Genomic DNA, 21389 nt, shown 5'->3' on the forward strand with positions numbered 1-21389 from the left:
AAACAAGTGCAAGTACTGCTTTTGATTCTTTGTTTCAGATGAAAGGAGCAGAAGGTGGTCATTTATTTAGATGTGATTTGGCTGTTAAACTTTTGTTTTGATCTATTGCTTCTCTTACTCACTGCATTTATTCTCAAACGACAAGTAAAAAAACGGCGATATATGTTAGGAGCTCTGATTGGATCGAGCATTGTTCTCTTGCTCTTTACACCATTTGCAATGTTTGTGTCACACCCTCTAGGCAAACTGCTTTTTTCTGTCTTGATCGTGCTTGCAACTTTTGGATTTCAAAGATTTCGATTCTTTTTTCAAAACCTGTTTGCTTTTTACTTTGTCACATTTTTGATGGGAGGAGGCATGATCGGGGTTCATTCGTTTTTACAAACCAATACTGTTATTCAAGACGGGCTGCTGATTTCACAAAATGATGGCTTTGGTGATCCCATTAGCTGGCTTTTCGTTTTAACCGGCTTTCCTGCGATTTGGCTGTTTTCAAAGAAACGATTAGGAGAGGTCGGTGCGAAAAAAAGACAGTTTGATGAACAAGTCCTTGCGGAGATACACATTCAAGGAGAGACCATCCGCTTAAAGGGACTCGTCGATTCTGGCAATCAGCTGTATGATCCTATGACGAAAACACCTGTGATGATCGTTCAAGCAGATCAACTTATGTCCATTTGCGGAGAGCCATTTATAGAGCTTATGAAGCAGTCTCATCCTGTTGAAGTGATGCAAAAGCTCGATGATCAATTTCCGCTTCTTGACCGTTTAAGACTTGTTCCATATCGAGCAGTCGGTCATGATCACGGGTTTCTTCTATGCTTAAAACCAGATACGGTCATCATTTATTCAAAAACACATATGATCCAGCCAGCCAAGTGTTTTGTAGGCATGAGTCTGAGCGGTTTATCAGCAGATCAGGAATTTCAATCCATCATTCATCCAGATATGTTAGACGGAAAAATCATCCAAGGGGTGTCTTAAGGATTGGTGATGTCTTTTATCTTACGAGGTCAACTTGATATTTAGAAGGGAGAAGAAGATGAAAAAATTAAAATTTAAACTCACTTACTACTGGTATAAACTCCTCATGAAGCTAGGTCTTAAGAGTGATGAGATTTATTATATTGGTGGTAGTGAGGCGCTGCCGCCGCCATTATCCAAGGATGAAGAGCAGGAACTGCTTGTCAAATTACCAAAAGGTGATCAAACAGCAAGGGCTATCCTGATTGAAAGAAATTTGCGGTTGGTGGTCTACATCGCAAGAAAATTTGAAAACACAGGGATTAATATTGAGGATTTAATTAGTATTGGAACTATTGGTCTAATTAAGGCAGTCAATACATTTAACCCAGAAAAAAAGATCAAGCTTGCGACATATGCTTCGAGATGTATTGAAAACGAGATTTTGATGTATTTGCGCCGAAATAATAAAATTCGTTCAGAAGTGTCGTTTGATGAGCCGCTCAACATTGATTGGGACGGAAATGAACTGCTTTTATCAGACGTACTTGGAACAGATGATGATATTATCACACGGGATATTGAAGCAAATGTAGATAAAAAACTTTTGAAAAAAGCGCTGGAACAATTAAATGACCGCGAAAAGCAGATCATGGAGCTCAGATTCGGCTTGGTTGGCGGTGAAGAAAAAACCCAAAAAGATGTCGCTGACATGCTAGGCATTTCCCAGTCGTATATTTCAAGGCTTGAAAAAAGAATTATTAAACGATTACAAAAAGAATTTAACAAAATGGTCTAAAAAAATTTTTTTGAAAGCTCTGTCCCTTTGCTGTCAAAGGTATCAACTTCTTTTCTCATGATTCTCATCATCACTCGTGCATATTTTTCCATCCCAAGGAGATACTGAACTTTGTACAACAGCTCCTGTAGGGAGGGAAAAAAGTGTCCAGAAATAAAGTGGAAATCTGTGGAGTCGACACCTCCAAACTGCCTGTTCTGAAAAACGAAGAGATGAGAAAATTGTTCAGACAGCTGCAAGATGAAGGTGACGATACAGCAAGAGAAAAGCTAGTCAATGGCAATTTGCGGTTGGTTTTAAGTGTGATTCAGCGTTTTAACAACAGAGGCGAGTATGTGGATGATCTCTTCCAAGTAGGCTGTATCGGATTAATGAAATCAATTGATAATTTTGATTTAAGCCACAATGTCAGATTTTCAACTTATGCGGTCCCTATGATCATAGGAGAAATCCGTCGATACTTGCGTGATAACAACCCAATTCGGGTATCTCGTTCACTAAGAGATATTGCCTACAAAGCGCTTCAGGTTCGTGAGAGGCTGATTAGTGAGACAAGCAAGGAGCCAACGGCAGAAGACATTGCCAAAGTGCTGGAAGTGCCTCATGAGGAAATTGTCTTTGCCCTAGATGCGATTCAAGATCCTGTTTCTTTGTTTGAACCGATCTATAATGACGGAGGAGATCCGATTTATGTGATGGATCAAATTAGTGATGATCGGAACAAAGACACACAATGGGTAGAGGAATTGGCCTTAAAAGAGGGAATGCGCCGGTTGAATGATCGAGAAAAAATGATTCTCCGCAAACGCTTCTTCCAAGGAAAAACGCAAATGGAAGTCGCTGAAGAGATCGGGATTTCTCAAGCACAAGTCTCAAGACTTGAAAAAGCAGCCATCAAACAAATGAATAAAAACATCTTTTAAAGCCGCCGCTTCATGTGCGGCTTTTTTCATTCTTGGAAAGAGCGCGTCTCTAGTATTGACTCTGTTATTTTTTTCATTTAATCTGTTTTTAACAAATGTTATTTTAGATATCATTTGTTAGGGAACACTTAAGCGGAAAGAAGGGTTATTATGACATTCCATGATGAAAGAAGGCTGCTCATTAAGGTTGCGCATATGTATTATGAAGAAGGCGCCACTCAATCTAAAATAGCAGATGCTGTTGGGGTTAGCCGTTCGCTCATATCGAAATATTTGGCAAAAGCACGTGAAGCAGGAATCGTGGAAATCATTATTCATGATGAAATGAATCAACAATATGGATCTTTAGAAAGAAAAATAGAGCGGAAATACGGGCTGCGAGAAGTCGTCTGTGTGGAAACGCTCAGCCAAGAAACAACAAAAAGCCGAATCGGCGCTGCGGCGGCAGGCTTTTTATTAAAAGTCATGAAGGATGGACAAGTCATCGGTTTTTCCTCAGGAACCACTTTGCATGAAATGGCGAAAGCGCTTACGTCAGTTCAGCACTACCCATCCGTGACATTTGTTCCGCTTGTCGGGGGTGTGGGAAACGAAGATGTTGATATCCATGCCAATTATATTATTGCGAGATGCACAGAGGCACTCAAATCTAAATGTGAGTTTTTACATGTGCCTGTCATGCTTGATACCAAAGAAGCGAAGGATGTACTGATACGGCAGCCGTCAATCAAAAAAGTGATTGAACTAGGAGAATCATCAAATATTGCGGTTGTCGGGATTGGCGGGGTTCCGCAGCATTCAACGATGGTGAAATCTTATATGACAAGCGGTGAGGAGGATATTCTTCAAGCGAAGGATGTAGCGGGTGACATTTGCTATAACTTTATTGATCACCAAGGAGAAGTGTATCCCCACCCATGGAACGACAGGGTAATGGGCATAAGCCCGCAAAAGTTGAAAGAAATCCCGCTAGTCATTGGTGTCGCTGGAGGAGAAGAAAAAATTGAAGCGATTCGGGCAGCATTAGAAGGTGGATTAATTCATGTATTAATTACGGATGAACGAACAGGAGATGCCTTATTAAAGTAACTACCTAATATGATTAGGTAGTTTTTTTGAGTCTTTAGACTCAAAAAAATTGAAAATTTTATTGATTTTAGCTTGACACAAAGTTGACACATCATATAAACTAAGTTCATAACAAATGATAAATAAAATAACAAATGTTACAAGAAACAGATTTTTGTTAATTTTTATAACGTTTGTTAAAAGTTTCAGATTATTTTTCTAGCAATCTACCCGAGAAGCAAGAAAACCTGAAAGGATGATTTAGATGTCAATTTATCAACAGTTGTTAGCTCGAGAACGCAGTGGAGATCCAATCAAAGTAGGAATTATTGGGGCAGGCCAAATGGGTTTTGGACTTATTTCACAAATTTCTAAAATTCCAGGCATGATTGTAGCAGGTGTATGTGATATTCACCTTAGTGCAGCAGAGAAGGCAGCGAATTTTTACAAGCAGCATGCGAAGCCGCATCAAATGGTCGTCACAAATGATTATAGAGAAGTGATTCAATCAGATTTTGTGGAAGTTGTCGTAGATGCAACAGGAGTGCCAGAGGTCGGAGCAAACATTTCTTTGGAAGCGCTTAATTCAAAGAAACATCTCGTTCTTTTAAATGTAGAAGTTGATATTACCATCGGTTTGGTGATGCATAAATTATTCACAAATGCAGGACTTGTTTACTCTGGATCAGCTGGAGATGAACCGGCAGCAACTCTAGAATTATATGAATTTGCAAAAACAATGGGACTTGAGGTGCTCGTTGCTGGGAAAGGCAAGAACAACCCATTCTTCCCAGAAGCAAATCCAGATACGTGTAAAGCAGAAGCAGATAGTAAACATATGAGTGCACATATGCTCGCTGCCTTCCAAGACGGAACAAAAACAATGGCAGAAATGAACTTATTAAGTAACGCGACAGGGCTTTTGCCAGATAAGGTCGGTATGCACGGAGTCGAAGCAAATTTAGAGAATGTAGCAGATAAATTGAATCAAAAACAACAAGGCGGCGTGCTCGATAACTTCGGAGTCGTTGAATATGTAAATGGGCTAGCACCAGGCGTATTCGTTATCGTCAAGAGTGACCTAGAGCCAGTAGATGAAGAGCTTCGTTACTTAAAAGTTGGAAAAGGTCCTCACTACACGCTTTACCGTCCTTTCCACTTAGCGAGTCTTGAAACACCTGTTACCATTGCAAAAGCGGTCTTACAGCATGATTCATCGATCCACCCGATTGGTGTACCAGTGTCAGAAACAGTCGCTGTTGCGAAAAGAGATATTAAAGCAGGGGAATCACTTGACGGAATTGGCGGATACTCCGTAAGAGGTGTACTTGAAACACATCAAGACATGAAAACGAACGGTCACATTCCAATTGGCTTAATCAGCGGAAAAGTTGTTGCGAAAAAAGACATCAAATTAGGACAGTTCCTCACTCATGATGATGTAGAGCTTGATTCAAACACAACTGTCTGGAAGCTGCGTTCATTACAAGATCACTTATTTCAATCATAAGGACGTGAAGCTATGGAAAAATTAGCAATCGTACTTTGTATCATTCTCATCGTGCAGTATGGGTTATCTTTTATTCAAATTAAGTATTACCGCAAAAGCATGGACTCACTGATTGATGACTACAGAGGGAAACAGGGCTATCACTTATTTTCAGGAATGGAACGGCGCAAAGTTGGCCCTGGGGCCATTGCGCTCATCATTGTGGATGAATCGTATATCATTCAAAAATGCCATGTGCTTGGCGGCGTGTCGATCTTATCTAAATTTAAAGAAGTCCCTGCATATGAAGGCAAGCATGTAGGGGCTGTGCTGGACGAGCACCACATGATGAAGAAAACGTTGAAAAAGCGCAAAAAGGCGCCAGCTGTCATGCAAGCACTTTCCATGGCGGCTGAGCAGGCCCTTGTCTCGATTTCGAAAAAAAATATAACAAATGTGAACTAAAGAAAGGGGAGATGAAACATGGAATGGATTCAATGGTTTGGAGAGCACTTTATCGGAATGTTTGAAGCCGGCGGAAAGCAATTCATGGGTCTGATTACAGGTATCGTTCCAACGCTTGTTGTGTTACTGACTTTCACTTATGCTGTCATGAAATTTATTGGAGAAGAGCGAGTGAATAGAGCCATTCAGTTTGCAGCGAAGTATACCATTTTGCGCTACACGTTAATGCCGATCTTATCCGTTCTTATTTTGACAAACCCAATGGCTTATACGTTTGGCCGCTTTTTACCTGAAAAACAAAAACCAGCATTCTATGATTCAGCTGTTTCATTTGTTCATCCGGTGACATCACTGTTCCCGTATGCCAACGCAGGAGAACTATTTGTCTACTTAGGAATTGCGAACGGGATTAAAGAAGCTGGATATTCAATGTCAGAGCTTGCTGTTCGCTACTTCTTAGTCGGGATCGTCGTCATTTTACTACGCGGAATCATTACTGAATGGATTACAAAATATTTAGCAGGAAAAATGAAAGCGAATTCACAATAGGGGAGGGTTAGACATGACAAACCACAAAGTATTTGTTGCAAAAGGTGCTGGCGGATGGGGAGAAGGCTTAGAGCTTGAACCAACTGGTAAAAGAAGAAAGGTTGTTTCTATTACAGGGGGAGGCATTCACCCGGTTGCACGTAAAATTGCAGAAATGACAGGGACAGAAGCATGTGACGGCTTTAAAAACTCTATACCAGAAGATGAAATGATGTGTGTTGTCATTGACTGCGGGGGAACAGCGCGAATCGGACTTTATCCAATGAAACGCATTCCTACTGTAGACGTTTTGCCATCCTCTCCTTCTGGACCGCTTGCTAAACATATTACAGAAGATATCTTCGTATCAGGCGTAACAGAAAAAGATATTTCCTATGCAGAAGCATCTGATGGTGAGTCGAAAGCAGAAGGTCAGGAGAGCAGTGAGTCGATTGACAAAGAGAATTTCAAAGAAACGTATGCAAAGCTGAAAGAGGAAAATATTGAGCGGCAGGAAAAAGGCAATTTCCTGATGAGATTCTCACGCGGAATCGGGAAAGTCACCGGTACGTTCTATCAGGCCGGCCGTGATTCTGTTGATATGCTTTTGAAAAACATTATTCCATTCATGGCATTTGTCAGTATGTTAATTGGAATTATCAATTATACAAAAATCGGTGATCTGATTGCCCATTTTCTATCACCTTTGGCAGGATCTCTTTGGGGGCTCTTACTGCTCGTTGTGGTCTGTACACTGCCGTTCCTATCACCTGTCTTAGGACCTGGAGCAGTTATAGCCCAAGTCATCGGTGTTCTGATTGGTAGTCAAATCGCACTAGGAAACATTCCGCCTCAATTTGCACTTCCTGCACTATTTGCCATCAACGGTCAAGTAGGGTGTGATTTTATTCCAGTGGGGCTGTCACTTGGTGAAGCGAAGCCGGAAACGGTACAATATGGGGTACCAGCTGTTTTGTATAGCCGTCTTATTACAGGGGTTCTATCTGTTGTGATCGCATACGTTGCCAGCTTCGGTATGTATTAAACGTATTAAAGGAGGAATCGAGATACATGGTAACACAATCTGTTATAAAAGAAATTGGGATCTTAGTCCCGCAATTTAAAGAAGATAAGCTGATTGTTTTATTTGGACCCGCAGCGCCGCAGGAATTAAGAGATATGTCTGTCATTCATGAGTTCGAACATCTAGAAGAAGAGCCGCTGAAGCTGGGCGGAACCATTCAAGTGGGCGATCAAACGTACACGATCACAGCCCTCGGCAATAAAGCAAATGACAACTTTAAAGAGCTCGGCCATATTTCGATCTACTTCCAAGAGCCGTTTGATGAAGTATTACCAGGAGCTGTATTTGCATCCCCGCACACGTTTCCTGATATAAAAGAAGGCGTACGAATTGAAATTTCGTAACCTTGTAAAAAAGCTGTTCCTAAATTGGGACTGACCCCATAAGATGAGACAAATAAAAAACACCTTCAAGTTTGAAAACGGATCGTTGTCATCCGAAATAAAACATGGAGGTGTTTTTCTATGGGGACAAGAGTGAGTTATCCGGTTGAAGTCAAACAGAAGGCTGTAGAAATGAGATTGGCAGGCGTATCAATGAAAGAGATCATGCAAGAATTGAATATCAAAAATAAAACGCAGGTTCAGACATGGGTGAGGTGGCATAAGGCTGGGGATACACACCGGTTCGAACAGCCTGTTGGAAAACAATATACCTATGGAAAGGGTCCCGAGTACTCTTCCGAATTAGAGAGACTGCGGGCAGAAAATCGCTATCTGAGTCAACAGAATGAAGTTTTAAAAAAGTACAACGAATTGGAAAGGAAGTTGATAAGGAAACGTCAATCAAACTGGTAGAAGAATTGCGCAAAAAGATGACAGTACAGGACATCTGTGTCCATTTAGGCATCTCACGCGCTTCGTTCTATAGATGGAAAAAGAATCTGACTCAGAATCATTCTAAAAGACAACTAGAGAAACAAATCGGCACGTTGTGCCGAGAGCACAAGTATCGATATGGATACCGAAAAATTACAGCCATACTAAAATTGAGAATGCGTATTAACCATAAAACTGTTCAACGTATCATGCAGAAAAACCAGTGGCAATGCCGGGTTAAAATGAAAAAGCGTAAGAAGAATGGGCAACCCTATGCCGTGGCTGGTAATATACTCGATCGGAACTTTCAGTCTGATCGCCCTCTTGAAAAACTAGTAACGGACATCACGTATTTGCCTTATGGACAGAAACAATTGTACCTTTCCAGTATATTGGATTTATATAATGGAGAAGTGATTGCTTTTACGATTGGTGATAAGCAGGACACAGACTTTATCTTAAACACACTTGATCAGCTCCCAGCACTGCCTGAGAACTGCGTGTTACATAGCGACCAAGGTTCTGTGTATACATCTTACGAGTATCAGAAAGCTGTTCATATAAAAGGCATTACCATGAGCATGTCCCGTAAAGGGACACCCGCTGATAATGCCTCCATCGAATCGTTTCATTCCTCACTAAAGTCTGAAACGTTCTATCTTAACAGCATTGATCGAACTACAACCACCATCGTAGAACGCACTGTCAAAGAATACATTTATTATTATAACAACATTCGTATTCAAACGAAACTAAACAACCAATCACCGATAAACTATCGGCAATTGGCTGTATAAAGGTGTTTTGATCCCTGTCTCAATAACGGGGGTCAGTCCCATTGGAGCAGCTTTTTTATATGAGGTTTACCAGAAAGAGCATTTACGATATGCTGTAAACATTCATTGTTTGTATATTCAGAATTTTTACTCAGGAGGAAGTTATGGTGTCACTTGAATTGAAGAATGTTTCATTAAAAAGAAATGGGAAATGGCTGCTGCAGTCTGTTGACTGGCAGGTAAATAAGCAGGAACACTGGGTGCTTTACGGTTTAAATGGTGCGGGAAAAACCGCTTTATTAAATATGCTCTGCTCCTATTATTTCCCCACATCAGGCGAGATGACAGTGCTGGGGCATGTCTTTGGCAAGGAAGCTCTTGGTGAAAAGCTCAGAAGGAAAATTGGTCTCATCTCAGCGGGACTTGAAAAGAAATTGCACAGAGACGACAATGCTTTTGAAATTGTTTTGAGCGGCGCATTTGCTTCTATCGGGCTTTATGAAACCCCGACAGATGAAATGAGAGAGAAAGCCATTGATCTATTAAAAGCGTTTGGTTCATTCAAATATGCCAACAGAACATATGAAACCCTCTCACAGGGAGAGAAGCAAAAAGTCTTGATTGCGAGGGCTTTAATGAATGATCCGCAGCTCTTGATTTTAGATGAACCTGTGACGGGTCTTGATTTTTTAGCAAGAGAGCAAGTGCTGGAGACCATCTCATTTATTGCAGCTAGGCCTGATGCGCCTACTTTGCTCTATACGACCCATCATGCAGAGGAGATTCTGCCTGTTTTTCAGCACACCTTATTATTAAAAGATGGAGCTGTTTTTGATCAAGGAGAAACAAAAGAAATGATGACAGGCGGCTTGCTTTCTTCTTTTTTTGAATGTCCGGTAGATGTCATGTGGAGAAATGGCCGTCCGCATTTAAGCAAATTGTAGATAAAAGAAACTATTGGTCTGCGTCCCTGCTTTTCCATCATACATATTATAGTAGAAAACGAAAGGCGGGGAAGGACAGATGATCAGTATTTCTGAATTCCAAATCAAGGATGTCGTCGATGTATCCAGCGGGAAAAAACTAGGCACCATTGGGGACATTGATATTAATGTCACAAGCGGTAAAATCCAAGCGATTATTATTGGCGGGACAGGTAAAATGATGGGATTTTTCGGAAAAGAAGAGGAAATGATTGTCCCATGGCGAAATATAGTAAAAATTGGCGAAGATGTGATACTTGTCCGCTTGTCTTCTTAATTCGTATAATTCCTCAATGAATCATTCAATTTTTCCTTAAAACAAACTCTTCATTCTTAGCAAACAATGTCTTTTTCGGGTAAAAAGATTACGTTTTCATATCAATTTGTAAAAAAACCTGCAGAAAGGGCACATTTGAGTGTAATATTTAATGAATCACACTAACTGTCTATGCATGTCTTGTGGTAAAATAGGAGCGAAATAAAGAGAGATGAATGAAAGGTGGGAGGCAGCTTTGACATACAAATATGACCCCTTTCAGCAGAAATCACCATATGCAATGACCATTCATGATTGGACGAACATGACATGTTCTGGTAAAGAGGTATTGGCCGGGTTTACCACAAAAAACGGCGGCTTCAGCCTACCTCCATATCAATCATTGAACACTGGACTCCATGTAGGAGATGATGCTTCTAGTGTTCAAATGAATCGTCAAGTCATAGCAGATGCTGCTGCTGTGCCGCTCTCTGATTGGGTGTTTGCAGACCAAACACACGAGGATCGCATCCTAAAAGTCACCAAGGAGCAAAGAGGAAGAGGAAGTCTTCATTATCATGAGGCACTGCCTGGTACAGACGGTTTATATACGTCTGAGACGAACATGATGCTCGCTCTTTGTTTCGCTGATTGTGTTCCGCTTTATTTTCTAGCTCCGCAAAACGGATTAATTGGAACGGCTCATGCCGGCTGGAAAGGAACCGTCAAGCAAATTGGTGCAAAGATGGTTGATGTATGGGTCAGCCAAGAAGATGCCAAGGCCGATCATATTCAAGTCGTCATTGGACCATCCATTGGCAGCTGCTGCTACATAGTCGATGACGCAGTCATGGATCAAGTGAAACAGCTTCCTTTTTCAACAGAGGATGTGTATTCCGAGATTTCACCAGGACAATATAAAATTGATTTGAAAACATTTAACAAAAACGTATTGCTTCATGCAGGAATAAAGGAAGAAAACATACATGTCAGTTCGATGTGCACAAGCTGCAATGATCAGCTTTTCTTCTCACACCGGCGTGATCAAGGGAAAACAGGACGTATGATGTCTTTTGTCGGGTTTAAGGAGGCATAAGTGCAATTGAATGTACGAGAGAATCTCAGACAAATAAATGAACAAATAAACGAAGCATGTAAAAGAGCCGGTAGACATCCAGCAGATGTATCGGTCGTCGCTGTGACAAAGTATGTCTCAATTGAACGAGCACAAGAAGCTAAAGAAGCAGGAATTATGCACTTTGGTGAAAATCGTGACCAAGGGTTACTTGAAAAGCAGGCGGCCATAACCGATGAAAACATTAGCTGGCACTTCATCGGCAGTTTACAAACACGAAAAGTGAAATCTGTCATTCAGTCAATTGACTACTTACATTCGCTCGACAGGATGTCTCTTGCGAATGAAATTGAAAAAAGAGCGGATCACACAGTCCGCTGTTTTGTACAGGTGAACACATCACTTGAGGAGTCAAAACACGGCTTAAAAAGTGAAGACGTCATTCCATTTGTGAAGCAGCTGGCTGATTTCAAACACATTGAAGTGGCTGGGTTGATGACGATGGCTCCATTTACAGATGATCACACTGTGATTCGCAACTGTTTTAAAACATTAAAAAATCTTCGAGAAGAAGTAAAACATCTTAACCAAGTAAATGCACCTTGTCAGCATTTATCGATGGGCATGTCAAATGATTTTGAAATCGCAATTGAAGAAGGTGCGACATTCGTTCGGATTGGCTCTTCACTTGTTGGAAATGAAACAGGAGGTGCGTGACATGAGCATAAAAAATAAGTTTAAAAGCTTTTTCACTCTCGACGATGAAGAGTATGAGTACGAATATATTGATGAAGAAAGAGAACCCGTTCAAGAAGAAAAAGGAACGAAGGACAAAGCAGCATTTCAAGATCGCCCGCAGACAGGAAAACAAAATGTCGTCAGCTTGCAAAGCGTGCAAAAATCCTCTAAAGTGGTGTTAAGTGAGCCGCGTGTTTATGCAGAAGCGCAGGAGATTGCAGACCATATTAAAAACAGACGTGCAGTCGTCGTGAATTTGCAGCGCATTCAGCATGATCAAGCAAAGCGAATCATTGACTTCTTAAGCGGAACCGTTTATGCAATCGGTGGAGACATCCAGCGTATTGGCTCGAATATATTCCTCTGCACACCTGATAATGTAGATGTATCTGGTACAATATCAGAGCTATTGACAGAGGAAGAACCTCAGAGGTGGTAAATCATAGTGATTCTATATTACATTTTCCAGTTTTTACAGACTGTATTAACGATTTACTCATTCGCAATTATTATTTACATCTTTATGTCATGGGTGCCATCTGCAAGAGAAACTGTGATTGGCCGTTTTCTGACAAATATTTGCGAACCGTATTTAGAACCATTTCGTAAAATTATTCCGCCAATCGGCATGATTGACATCTCGCCGATTGTGGCATTGCTTGTGATTCGTTTTGCATCATCATATGGACTAACGGGTCTTTACAATATGATTGTGCGCTTCATGTAAACAGGCTGCCGGGCTTGGCACTGCCAGGCTCTTTTACATAAGAGGGGAACAAAATGAGCGATATCTATCAGCATTTTAGAAAAGACGAACAGCCATTTGTCGACCAAGTGTTAGGCTGGAAAAAAATCGCACTCGACCAATATCGAATGAAATTAACAGATTTCCTTGATCCGCGTGAGCAATTTATTACTGAGTCCGTCATTCAGCATGGCGAAGAACTTGGGATCATGTTTTTTGGCGGGTATGAGGGAGCGGAGCGGAAAAGAGCCCTCATTTATCCTGATTATTTAGAACCTTCTATTCAAGATGTTGAGCTGTCATATTTTCGGGTGAACTATGCGAAAAAGTTTATTTCCTTAGAACACCCGAAGCTTCTCGGCTCATTGATTGGGACAGGCTTGAAGCGTCAAAAATTCGGAGATCTATTATTTTCAGAGGAAGATGTGCAGTTTATTTGTACAAGTGATGTCGCCGATTTTGTGCGGGCGCAGCTGACACATGTCGGCAGAGCATCCGTTTCATTAGAGGAAATCACGCAGGCAGAAATAAAGCCAGTGATGACGAAGACTGATATTAAAGAAGATACCATTTCTTCACTTCGGCTTGATGCTGTATGTGCTGCTGTCAGCCGTCAGTCTCGGCAAAAAGCACAGCTTTTAGTCAAAAATGGGCTTGTCAAAGTCAATTGGAAAGTCACAGAGGACCCTTCTTTTACAATCGGTGAAGGCGATCAGCTCTCTGTTCGGGGATTTGGCCGCTTTAGCCTCAAAACGATTGATGGGAAGACCAAAAAAGATAAATTCAAAGTAACATTTGAGCTTCTGACATAACGAACTTGAATCTGGAGGTGGCGAGGTTGCCATTAACACCTAATGATATTCATAATAAAACGTTCACAAAAAGCTTTCGCGGCTATGACGAAGATGAAGTAAACGAATTTTTAAGCCAAGTACGTAAAGACTACGAGATCGTACTTCGTAAAAAGAACGAGCTTGAAGACAAAGTAAACGAGCTTGACGAAAGACTAGGTCATTTTGCAACAATTGAAGAGACATTAAACAAATCGATTCTTGTGGCGCAGGAAGCAGCAGAAGACGTAAAGCGTCATTCAGATAAAGAAGCAAAATTGATTATTCGTGAAGCAGAGAAAAATGCAGACCGTATTATCAACGAAGCGCTGTCAAAATCAAGAAAAATTGCAATGGAAATCGAAGAGCTGAAGAAACAGTCGAAGGTCTTTAGAACTCGTTTCCAAATGCTCATCGAAGCGCAGCTTGATCTTCTGAAAAATGACGATTGGGATCATTTACTGGAATATGAAGTAGACGCTGTCTTTGACGAAAAAGAATAAGCGCATCATCTTGACATGACGTGCTCATGTTGCATATAATACCATCATAAATTAACAAGAGATAAACGTTTGAAAGGGACACTCGCAGCTGTCACATGCGTAATAAAGCGAATCAGGGATGGTGGAAGCCTGACATTACGAGACGCTGCCATGAGATCACCCCTTTAGTTCCTTTTCTGAAAAAAACGAGTAAGAAAAGGCGTCTGATCACGTTACGATTTTAGAGTGGATAAGCGGCTCTTTCATATCGCTTGTCTAAAAGGGTGGTACCGCGAGACAAGCCTTCTCGTCCCTTATGGGATGAGAGGGCTTTTTTTATTGTTTTTTAATCAGAATTTGCATGTGGAGGAATGGGTATGAACTACAAAGACACCTTATTAATGCCGAAAACAGAATTCCCGATGAGAGGGAACTTGCCGAACAAAGAGCCTGAAATCCAAGAGGAGTGGGCAGAGAAAGACATCTATCAAATGGTTTTAGAGCGGACTAAAGGACGCCCGACGTTTATTTTGCATGATGGACCTCCATATGCGAATGGTGACATTCATATGGGGCATGCACTCAATAAAATCCTAAAAGATTTTATCGTTCGTTTTAAATCAATGAACGGGTATCATGCACCATATGTACCGGGCTGGGATACACACGGGCTGCCAATTGAAACAGCTCTCACTAAAAATAAAAAAGTCAAACGCAAAGAAATGTCTACAGCAGAATTCCGCAAACTATGCGAGGAGTATGCTTGGAAGCAAATTGAAGGTCAGCGCAGCCAGTTTAAGCGATTAGGCGTTAGAGCAGATTGGGACAATCCATATGTCACGTTAAAGCCTGAATACGAAGCGCAGCAAATCCTTGTCTTTGGTGAAATGGCGAAGAGAGGCTATATCTATAAAGGATTAAAGCCTGTTAACTGGTCTCCTTCAAGTGAATCAGCCCTCGCTGAAGCGGAAATTGAATATAAAGACAAACGTTCACCATCGATTTACGTTTCGTTTAAAGTAAAAGATGGCAAAGGCGTTCTTGAAAACGGTGAACAATTCATTATCTGGACAACAACACCTTGGACGCTTCCTGCAAATCTTGGCATTTGTGTTCATCCAAACTTAGAGTACAGTGTTCTTCAAGTCGGTGCTGAGCGTTATGTCGTTGCATCTGAACTGGTTGAACAAGTAGTAACAACACTCGGCTTTGAAGAATACGAAGTTGTGAAAACATTAAAAGGTAAAGAATTAGATAAAATCGTTGCTGCACATCCAATTTACGATAGAGATTCTCTTGTGATGCTTGGCGATCACGTGACAACTGATGCGGGAACTGGCTGTGTTCACACAGCACCAGGCCACGGGGAAGATGACTTTATTGTCGGTATGAAATACGGTCTTGATGTGCTCTGTCCAGTAGATGAAAAAGGTGTGATGACAGATGAGGCGCCTGGTTTTGAAGGATTATTCTACGAGGATGCCAATAAAGCCATCACAGAACAGCTTGAAGCAAAAGGTGCGCTGAAAAAGCTCGACTTTATCACGCACTCCTACCCGCATGACTGGAGAACGAAAAAACCAACGATTTATCGTGCGACAGCTCAGTGGTTTGCATCTATTAAAGACTTTAGAGAAGCGTTATTAGACAATATTAAAGAAACAAAATGGGTTCCAGCATGGGGAGAAACACGCCTGTTCAATATGGTGCGTGACAGAGGTGACTGGTGCATTTCAAGACAGCGTGTATGGGGCGTTCCAATTCCGGTCTTTTATGCGGAAAATGGTGAGCCGATCATCACGGACGAAACCATTCAGCATGTATCTCAATTATTTAGAGAGCACGGCTCAAATATTTGGTTTGAAAAAGAAGCAAAAGAGCTATTGCCAGAAGGCTTTACACATCCAGGCAGCCCGAATGGTGAATTCACAAAAGAGCAGGACATCATGGATGTATGGTTTGATTCCGGTTCTTCTCACCAAGCCGTTTTAGAAGAAAGAGACGACCTAGTCCGTCCGGCAGATCTTTACCTTGAAGGCTCTGACCAATATCGCGGCTGGTTTAACTCCTCATTATCAACAGCAGTGGCTGTCACTGGAAAAGCACCATATAAAGGTGTCCTAAGCCATGGCTTTACGCTTGATAAAGAAGGACGTAAGATGAGTAAATCATTAGGCAATACGATTGATCCAACAAAGGTCGCGAAGCAGCTTGGTGCAGAGATTCTTAGACTTTGGGTATCTTCCGTCAACTATCAAGCCGATCATCCAGTGTCTGATGATATTTTGAAACAAGTAGCAGAAGTCTATCGTAAGATCCGTAACACCTTCCGCTTCCTGCATGGGAACTTATTTGACTTTGACCCAGCAGTTAATGCCGTGCCGGTAGAAGAGCTTCGCGAAGTGGATCAATACATCATGATCAAATTAAACAAATTGATTGATAAAGTGAAAAAAGCTTATGATGATTACGAATTTGCGGTCGTGTATCATGCGATTCATAATTTCTGTACGATTGAGCTCAGCTCTTTCTATCTTGATTTTGCAAAGGATGTCGTCTACATTGAGCATGCCGATCATCCAGACCGCCGCAGCATGCAGACGGTCTTCTACGAAACATTAATGGCTTTAGTAAAGCTGACTGCACCAATTCTTCCGCATACCGCAGATGAATTATGGAGCCACTTAAGCTTTGTTGAAGAGCCAAGTGTTCAGTTAACAGATATGCCAGAAGGTGTGGCAGTTCCTCAAGCTGAAGCGACAGAAGCGAAGTTTGACCGCTTTATGGAGGTACGTGATGATGTGCTAAAAGCGCTGGAGATTGCGCGTAACGAGAAAGTCATCGGACGTTCACTTGAAGCAAGTGTGACGCTTTATGCGACAGACGAAGTGAAAAACCTTCTTGCATCCATTAAAGAAGATGTGAAGCAGCTCTTTATCATCTCTGAATTAACGGTAGAAGATGAGCAGCATGCAGATACATCAGCGCCTGAATATGCATCAGGACGAATTGTGGTTCAAAAAGCAGAAGGAGAACTGTGCGAACGTTCCCGCATTATTTCAAAAGACGTTGGTGCAAATCCGAAATACCCAACATTGTCGCTGAAAAATGCTGAAATCGTGGAGAAATATTACCAAAATTAACAATGCGATATCACAAGCTGGCGCCCCGTCATATGCGGGGCGTTTTCTTTTATGAGAAAATGACAGCGTTTAGAACGAAAGGAAAAATCTTATGGCTTTAAAGTGACCAGGCGGGGCAACAATATGATTATCACGACAGGGCAGGAGTTGAAATAGCGACATGAATGGCGATCTAGAGACGATTTACACGGAACTCCTTCAAATGAAAGAAGAGCTGCAATCTAAACTGTTTGAATACGCATCATTTCGTTCACCCGCTGAGCATGTCACATTGAATGAGGTCAAAACGACCACGCTTCTTTATCACATCAAAGAAGAGCTGCAAGATGTGTCTCTCGCTATTGCAAAAATCGAACAAGGAACCTATGGCATATGTGAGGCAACAGGAGATGTGATTCCGCTTGAACAAATGAGTATTCTTCCTACCGCCCGCACGGCTGACGACTTTTTATATCATAAGCAATACGAGAAAAAAGCATTCACTCCTTATCCTTACGAATCAAATGATTCTCATTTTGAAGCCTTCCACATGTAGGGAGGTTTTTGTCTGTCAACTAAAGTTTCTTTACTCCTTCCTGTTTTCTTGATAAAATGCTTAAAGATCAAAGTATGAAGATGGAGGAACGTGTGTGTTCTATTACATAATCGCATTCGTTATCATTTGTTTAGACCAATTAACAAAATGGCTCATTGTCAAAAATATGATGCTCGGTGATTCTGTTCCAGTCATTGATGGATTCTTTTATATCACGTCTCACCGAAATTCAGGAGCCGCATGGGGAATTCTCCAAGGGCAAATGTGGTTTTTCTATGTGATCACACTCGTTGTTATTGCGGGAATTGTTTATTACTTACAAAAACATGGACAAAAGGACAAGCTGCTGGGAGTAGCGCTGGCCTTAATGCTTGGCGGAGCGATCGGAAACTTTATCGACCGTATTTTCCGTCAGGAAGTGGTTGATTTTGCTCATTTCGTATTTGGGGACTATCATTACCCAATCTTTAATATTGCAGATTCTTCTCTCTGTGTAGGGGTTATTCTGCTCTTCATTCAAATGCTGTTAGATGGAAAGAAAAATAAGGAGTCAACTACATGAATCAAGTAAATATTGCCGTTTCAGAAGAACAAACGAGTGAACGGCTAGATAAATTTCTAAGCACGACAGAACCAGAATGGTCAAGAACCCAAGTCCAGCAATGGGTAAAAGAAGGGCTGATCGAAGTAAACGGGAAACAAGTAAAGGCCAATTACAAAGTACAAGCTGGGGATCAAATCAAAGTGGAGATTCCAGATCCGGAAGCGCTAGATGTAGAAGCAGAACCAATGGATCTTGATATTTATTATGAGGATGCAGATGTGTTAGTCGTAAATAAACCACGAGGAATGGTCGTTCATCCAGCGCCAGGTCATGTGTCAGGAACACTTGTAAATGGACTGATGGCACATTGCAAAGACTTATCAGGGATTAACGGTGTGATGCGTCCTGGAATTGTCCACCGAATTGATAAAGATACGTCTGGGCTGTTAATGGTCGCTAAAAACGATATGGCACATGAGTCACTCGTCAATCAGCTGGTGGCTAAAACTGTCACAAGAAAGTATACGGCTGTTGTCCACGGTATTATCCAGCATGATACAGGCACAATTGATGCACCAATTGGCAGAGACAAAAAAGACCGCCAAAGCATGACGGTTACAAAAGAAAATGCAAAACAAGCCGTTACTCACTTTGATGTGATTGAACGCTTTAAAGACTTCACAGTTGTCGAATGCCGTCTTGAAACAGGAAGAACACACCAAATTCGTGTTCATATGAAATATATCGGCTACCCTCTTGCAGGAGATCCGAAATATGGACCGAGAAAAACAGTCGATTTTAATGGACAGCTGCTGCATGCAGGTGTTTTAGGATTTGATCATCCTAGAACAGGAGAATATATCGAGTTCACAGCACCAATTCCAGCTGATATGCAGGCTTTTATCGATTCATTAAGAAATAACGATTGACAGGCCGTTCTTTTTTTGAAATAATAAACGAAGAAATTGAGATTCTTTAAAACAGTCCAGAGAGGCTGAGAAGGATGACGGATCAATTTGTGCACGAGTATGCACAAATGAACGCCCCTCTCTGCCCTTTGCAGAAGGGGATTTTTATTTGTCAAAAAGAGGTGTAAAGATGGAACAAAAAGCAGTCATTCTTGATGAACAAGCGATCAGACGAGCGCTTACCCGCATTGCACATGAAATGATTGAGCGCAACAAAGGGATGAAGGATGTCATCCTTGCCGGGATCAAGACAAGAGGCATACATCTTGCAAAGCGCCTTGCAGAGCGCATCGAGCAAATTGAAGGGAATCCAGTCACTGTAGGTGAACTTGATATTACGCTATACCGTGATGACCTGACAAAAAAGACAGACAACCAAGACCCGCTTGTAAAGGGTGCAGACATACCAGCTGACATTAATGACAAAACACTTATTGTTGTTGACGATGTCCTGTTTACAGGCAGAACCGTCAGAGCAGCTATGGATGCCCTTGTGGATGTAGGAAGACCATCTTCCATTCAGCTGGCTGTGCTCGTTGACCGGGGACACCGGGAGCTGCCGATCCGAGCGGATTATATCGGGAAAAACATTCCGACTTCAAAAGCAGAGACAGTCATGGTTCAGCTCAATGAAGTAGATCAAAACGACCTTGTCGCTATATATGAAAAATAACCTTTTTAAATGCATTCCAGAGAGTTTGCAAAGAGGGCAATAACAGAGACACCGAGCACACGGCCAACATGACGTGTCCGGTTAATCTAGGCCTCTTTGCGCATACTCGCAAAGAGGCTTTTTTAATGAAAAAGGACACATCTAGGAGGAAAATCATGAGTCAGCAAAAAGCCAATTTAGGCATTCGAGATATCCCAAAACCATTCACATGGCTGTCACTTAGCCTGCAGCATTTGTTTGCGATGTTTGGTGCGACCATTCTTGTACCAAAAATCATTGATATGAGTCCAGCCGTCGCGCTCATCTCAAGCGGTGTGGGAACGATTGTTTACTTAATCATCACAAGAGGACAAATTCCGGCGTATCTTGGATCGTCCTTTGCCTTCATCGCCCCCATACTGAATGTGAAAGCAACAGGCGGCCCTGGAGCCGCAATGGTTGGCGCCTTCATGGCGGGTGTCGCTTATGCACTCATCGCCCTGTTCATTAAATGGCTCGGTACAGGCTGGCTGATGAAGCTTCTGCCGCCGGTTGTCGTAGGACCAGTCATTATGGTCATCGGACTTGGACTCGCTGGAACAGCAGTCAACATGGCGATGTATGTTGATCCGAATGCAACCGAGCTTGTTTACAGCCTCAAGCACTTAATGGTTGCTGGCTTCACACTGGCTGTCACGATTATCAGTATGATTTTCCTAAGAGGATTCCTTAGCTTAATCCCAGTATTAATCGGCATCATCAGCGGCTATCTCTTTGCTTTAACACAAGGCATCGTGAACTTCCAGCCGGTCATTGACGCAAAATGGTTTGCTGTACCAGACTTCGTCGTGCCATTTGTCGACTATACACCTGCTGTGACCTTAAGCATTCTCACAGTGATGGTGCCGGTTGCCTTTGTCACAATGTCTGAGCATATCGGCCACCAAGTGGTGTTAAGTAAGGTCGTAGGACAAGATTTTATTAAAAAACCAGGTCTTCACCGCTCTATTTTAGGAGACAGTGCGGCGACGATCTTCGCTTCACTTATTGGCGGACCACCAACAACAACTTATGGAGAGAACATTGGCGTACTTGCCATCACAAGAGTGTTCAGTATCTTCGTCATCGGCGGAGCAGCCGTGTTTGCGATCTGCTTCGGTTTTGTAGGAAAAATTTCAGCATTAATCAGTACAGTGCCGTCCGCAGTGATGGGAGGCGTTTCGTTCCTGCTCTTTGGAATCATTGCTTCAAGCGGCCTGAGAATTCTGATTGATCATAAAGTGAATTTTGAAGAAAAGCGTAATCTCATTATCGCATCAGTCATCCTAGTCATTGGGATTGGCGGGGCATTCATTGAGGTGAAACAAATCAATCTCACCCTATCTGGAATGGCACTTGCTGCGATTACGGGTGTCCTGTTAAATTTGATCCTGCCGCATCAAAAAGCAGAAGATGACAACTCAAATGAATCAAATACAGAAAACCTTTTAAAAGAAGTCCAGTGAGGCTGACAAGGGTTCTAAAT

At 41.8% G+C, this 21389-nt stretch carries 24 protein-coding genes and 1 other annotated feature; all 24 genes read left to right on the forward strand.

The window, feature by feature from the left end:
• The first annotated feature begins 54 nt into the window (after positions 1-54).
• The 24 genes from spoIIGA to M1D81_RS07770 all read left to right on the forward strand — a co-directional run bounded on the left by spoIIGA (position 55) and on the right by M1D81_RS07770 (position 21369).
• Positions 55-984 (forward strand): sigma-E processing peptidase SpoIIGA, encoded by a 930-nt coding sequence (gene spoIIGA, locus M1D81_RS07655; RefSeq protein ID WP_024426933.1) that lies wholly within the window; start codon positions 55-57, stop codon positions 982-984.
• Between the two features lie 58 nt (positions 985-1042).
• Positions 1043-1762, forward strand: a complete 720-nt coding sequence (gene sigE / locus M1D81_RS07660) for an RNA polymerase sporulation sigma factor SigE (protein WP_007499746.1) — start codon at positions 1043-1045, stop codon at positions 1760-1762.
• A 143-nt stretch (positions 1763-1905) separates the two neighbouring features.
• Positions 1906-2685, forward strand: coding sequence for an RNA polymerase sporulation sigma factor SigG (gene sigG / locus M1D81_RS07665; protein ID WP_024424250.1), 780 nt, complete (start codon positions 1906-1908; stop codon positions 2683-2685).
• A 150-nt stretch (positions 2686-2835) separates the two neighbouring features.
• Entirely contained in the window at positions 2836-3774 is a 939-nt protein-coding gene (locus tag M1D81_RS07670) for a sugar-binding transcriptional regulator (protein WP_456265139.1), read from the forward strand.
• A 244-nt stretch (positions 3775-4018) separates the two neighbouring features.
• Positions 4019-5263: an NAD(P)H-dependent oxidoreductase gene (locus M1D81_RS07675; protein WP_024426935.1), complete on the forward strand. Its 1245-nt coding sequence runs from the start codon at positions 4019-4021 to the stop codon at positions 5261-5263.
• A 12-nt stretch (positions 5264-5275) separates the two neighbouring features.
• Entirely contained in the window at positions 5276-5707 is a 432-nt protein-coding gene (locus M1D81_RS07680; RefSeq protein ID WP_024424247.1) for a transcriptional regulator GutM, read from the forward strand.
• 18 nt (positions 5708-5725) lie between these two features.
• A complete protein-coding gene (srlA, locus tag M1D81_RS07685) occupies positions 5726-6256 on the forward strand; it encodes a PTS glucitol/sorbitol transporter subunit IIC (protein WP_024424246.1) in 531 nt (176 codons plus the stop codon).
• A gap of 13 nt (positions 6257-6269) precedes the next feature.
• Positions 6270-7280 (forward strand): PTS glucitol/sorbitol transporter subunit IIB, encoded by a 1011-nt coding sequence (srlE, locus tag M1D81_RS07690; protein ID WP_456265138.1) that lies wholly within the window; start codon positions 6270-6272, stop codon positions 7278-7280.
• Positions 7281-7306: 26 nt separating this feature from the next.
• A complete protein-coding gene (locus M1D81_RS07695; protein WP_456265137.1) occupies positions 7307-7663 on the forward strand; it encodes a PTS glucitol/sorbitol transporter subunit IIA in 357 nt (118 codons plus the stop codon).
• Between the two features lie 120 nt (positions 7664-7783).
• Positions 7784-8934 (forward strand): IS3 family transposase gene (locus M1D81_RS07700; RefSeq protein WP_456265136.1). Its coding sequence is split into 2 segments (ribosomal slippage): positions 7784-8057 and positions 8057-8934, totalling 1152 coding nucleotides; the frame shifts between segments, so codons are not numbered across the junction.
• Between the two features lie 146 nt (positions 8935-9080).
• A complete protein-coding gene (locus M1D81_RS07705) occupies positions 9081-9857 on the forward strand; it encodes an ABC transporter ATP-binding protein (protein WP_456265135.1) in 777 nt (258 codons plus the stop codon).
• Positions 9858-9936: 79 nt separating this feature from the next.
• Positions 9937-10173, forward strand: coding sequence for a YlmC/YmxH family sporulation protein (locus M1D81_RS07710; protein WP_008344958.1), 237 nt, complete (start codon positions 9937-9939; stop codon positions 10171-10173).
• 235 nt (positions 10174-10408) lie between these two features.
• Positions 10409-11248: a peptidoglycan editing factor PgeF gene (gene pgeF, locus M1D81_RS07715; protein WP_456265134.1), complete on the forward strand. Its 840-nt coding sequence runs from the start codon at positions 10409-10411 to the stop codon at positions 11246-11248.
• A 6-nt stretch (positions 11249-11254) separates the two neighbouring features.
• Positions 11255-11944, forward strand: a complete 690-nt coding sequence (locus tag M1D81_RS07720) for a YggS family pyridoxal phosphate-dependent enzyme (protein WP_456265133.1) — start codon at positions 11255-11257, stop codon at positions 11942-11944.
• A 1-nt stretch (position 11945) separates the two neighbouring features.
• A complete protein-coding gene (sepF, locus tag M1D81_RS07725; RefSeq protein ID WP_024424241.1) occupies positions 11946-12404 on the forward strand; it encodes a cell division protein SepF in 459 nt (152 codons plus the stop codon).
• 6 nt (positions 12405-12410) lie between these two features.
• Entirely contained in the window at positions 12411-12692 is a 282-nt protein-coding gene (locus M1D81_RS07730; protein ID WP_073205111.1) for a YggT family protein, read from the forward strand.
• Positions 12693-12745: 53 nt separating this feature from the next.
• Positions 12746-13522, forward strand: a complete 777-nt coding sequence (locus tag M1D81_RS07735; RefSeq protein ID WP_456265132.1) for a YlmH family RNA-binding protein — start codon at positions 12746-12748, stop codon at positions 13520-13522.
• 26 nt (positions 13523-13548) lie between these two features.
• Positions 13549-14043 carry a DivIVA domain-containing protein gene (locus tag M1D81_RS07740; RefSeq protein ID WP_008344947.1) on the forward strand — a complete coding sequence of 165 codons (495 nt, stop codon included), beginning with the start codon at positions 13549-13551 and terminating at the stop codon, positions 14041-14043.
• A gap of 59 nt (positions 14044-14102) precedes the next feature.
• Positions 14103-14340: a binding site (T-box leader), on the forward strand.
• Positions 14341-14399: 59 nt separating this feature from the next.
• Positions 14400-17165, forward strand: a complete 2766-nt coding sequence (gene ileS / locus M1D81_RS07745) for an isoleucine--tRNA ligase (protein WP_456265131.1) — start codon at positions 14400-14402, stop codon at positions 17163-17165.
• Between the two features lie 160 nt (positions 17166-17325).
• Positions 17326-17700, forward strand: a complete 375-nt coding sequence (locus M1D81_RS07750) for a TraR/DksA family transcriptional regulator (protein WP_024424237.1) — start codon at positions 17326-17328, stop codon at positions 17698-17700.
• A gap of 94 nt (positions 17701-17794) precedes the next feature.
• Positions 17795-18262: a signal peptidase II gene (gene lspA, locus M1D81_RS07755; RefSeq protein WP_024424236.1), complete on the forward strand. Its 468-nt coding sequence runs from the start codon at positions 17795-17797 to the stop codon at positions 18260-18262.
• Positions 18259-19173, forward strand: a complete 915-nt coding sequence (locus M1D81_RS07760) for an RluA family pseudouridine synthase (RefSeq protein ID WP_456265130.1) — start codon at positions 18259-18261, stop codon at positions 19171-19173. The genes lspA and M1D81_RS07760 overlap by 4 nt, the downstream gene beginning before the upstream one ends.
• Positions 19174-19342: 169 nt before the next feature.
• Positions 19343-19885: a bifunctional pyr operon transcriptional regulator/uracil phosphoribosyltransferase PyrR gene (gene pyrR, locus M1D81_RS07765; protein ID WP_024424234.1), complete on the forward strand. Its 543-nt coding sequence runs from the start codon at positions 19343-19345 to the stop codon at positions 19883-19885.
• 155 nt (positions 19886-20040) lie between these two features.
• Positions 20041-21369: a solute carrier family 23 protein gene (locus M1D81_RS07770; RefSeq protein ID WP_025092549.1), complete on the forward strand. Its 1329-nt coding sequence runs from the start codon at positions 20041-20043 to the stop codon at positions 21367-21369.
• The last annotated feature ends 20 nt before the right edge of the window (positions 21370-21389 follow it).

Source organism: Bacillus sp. JZ105 (genome assembly GCF_053903125.1).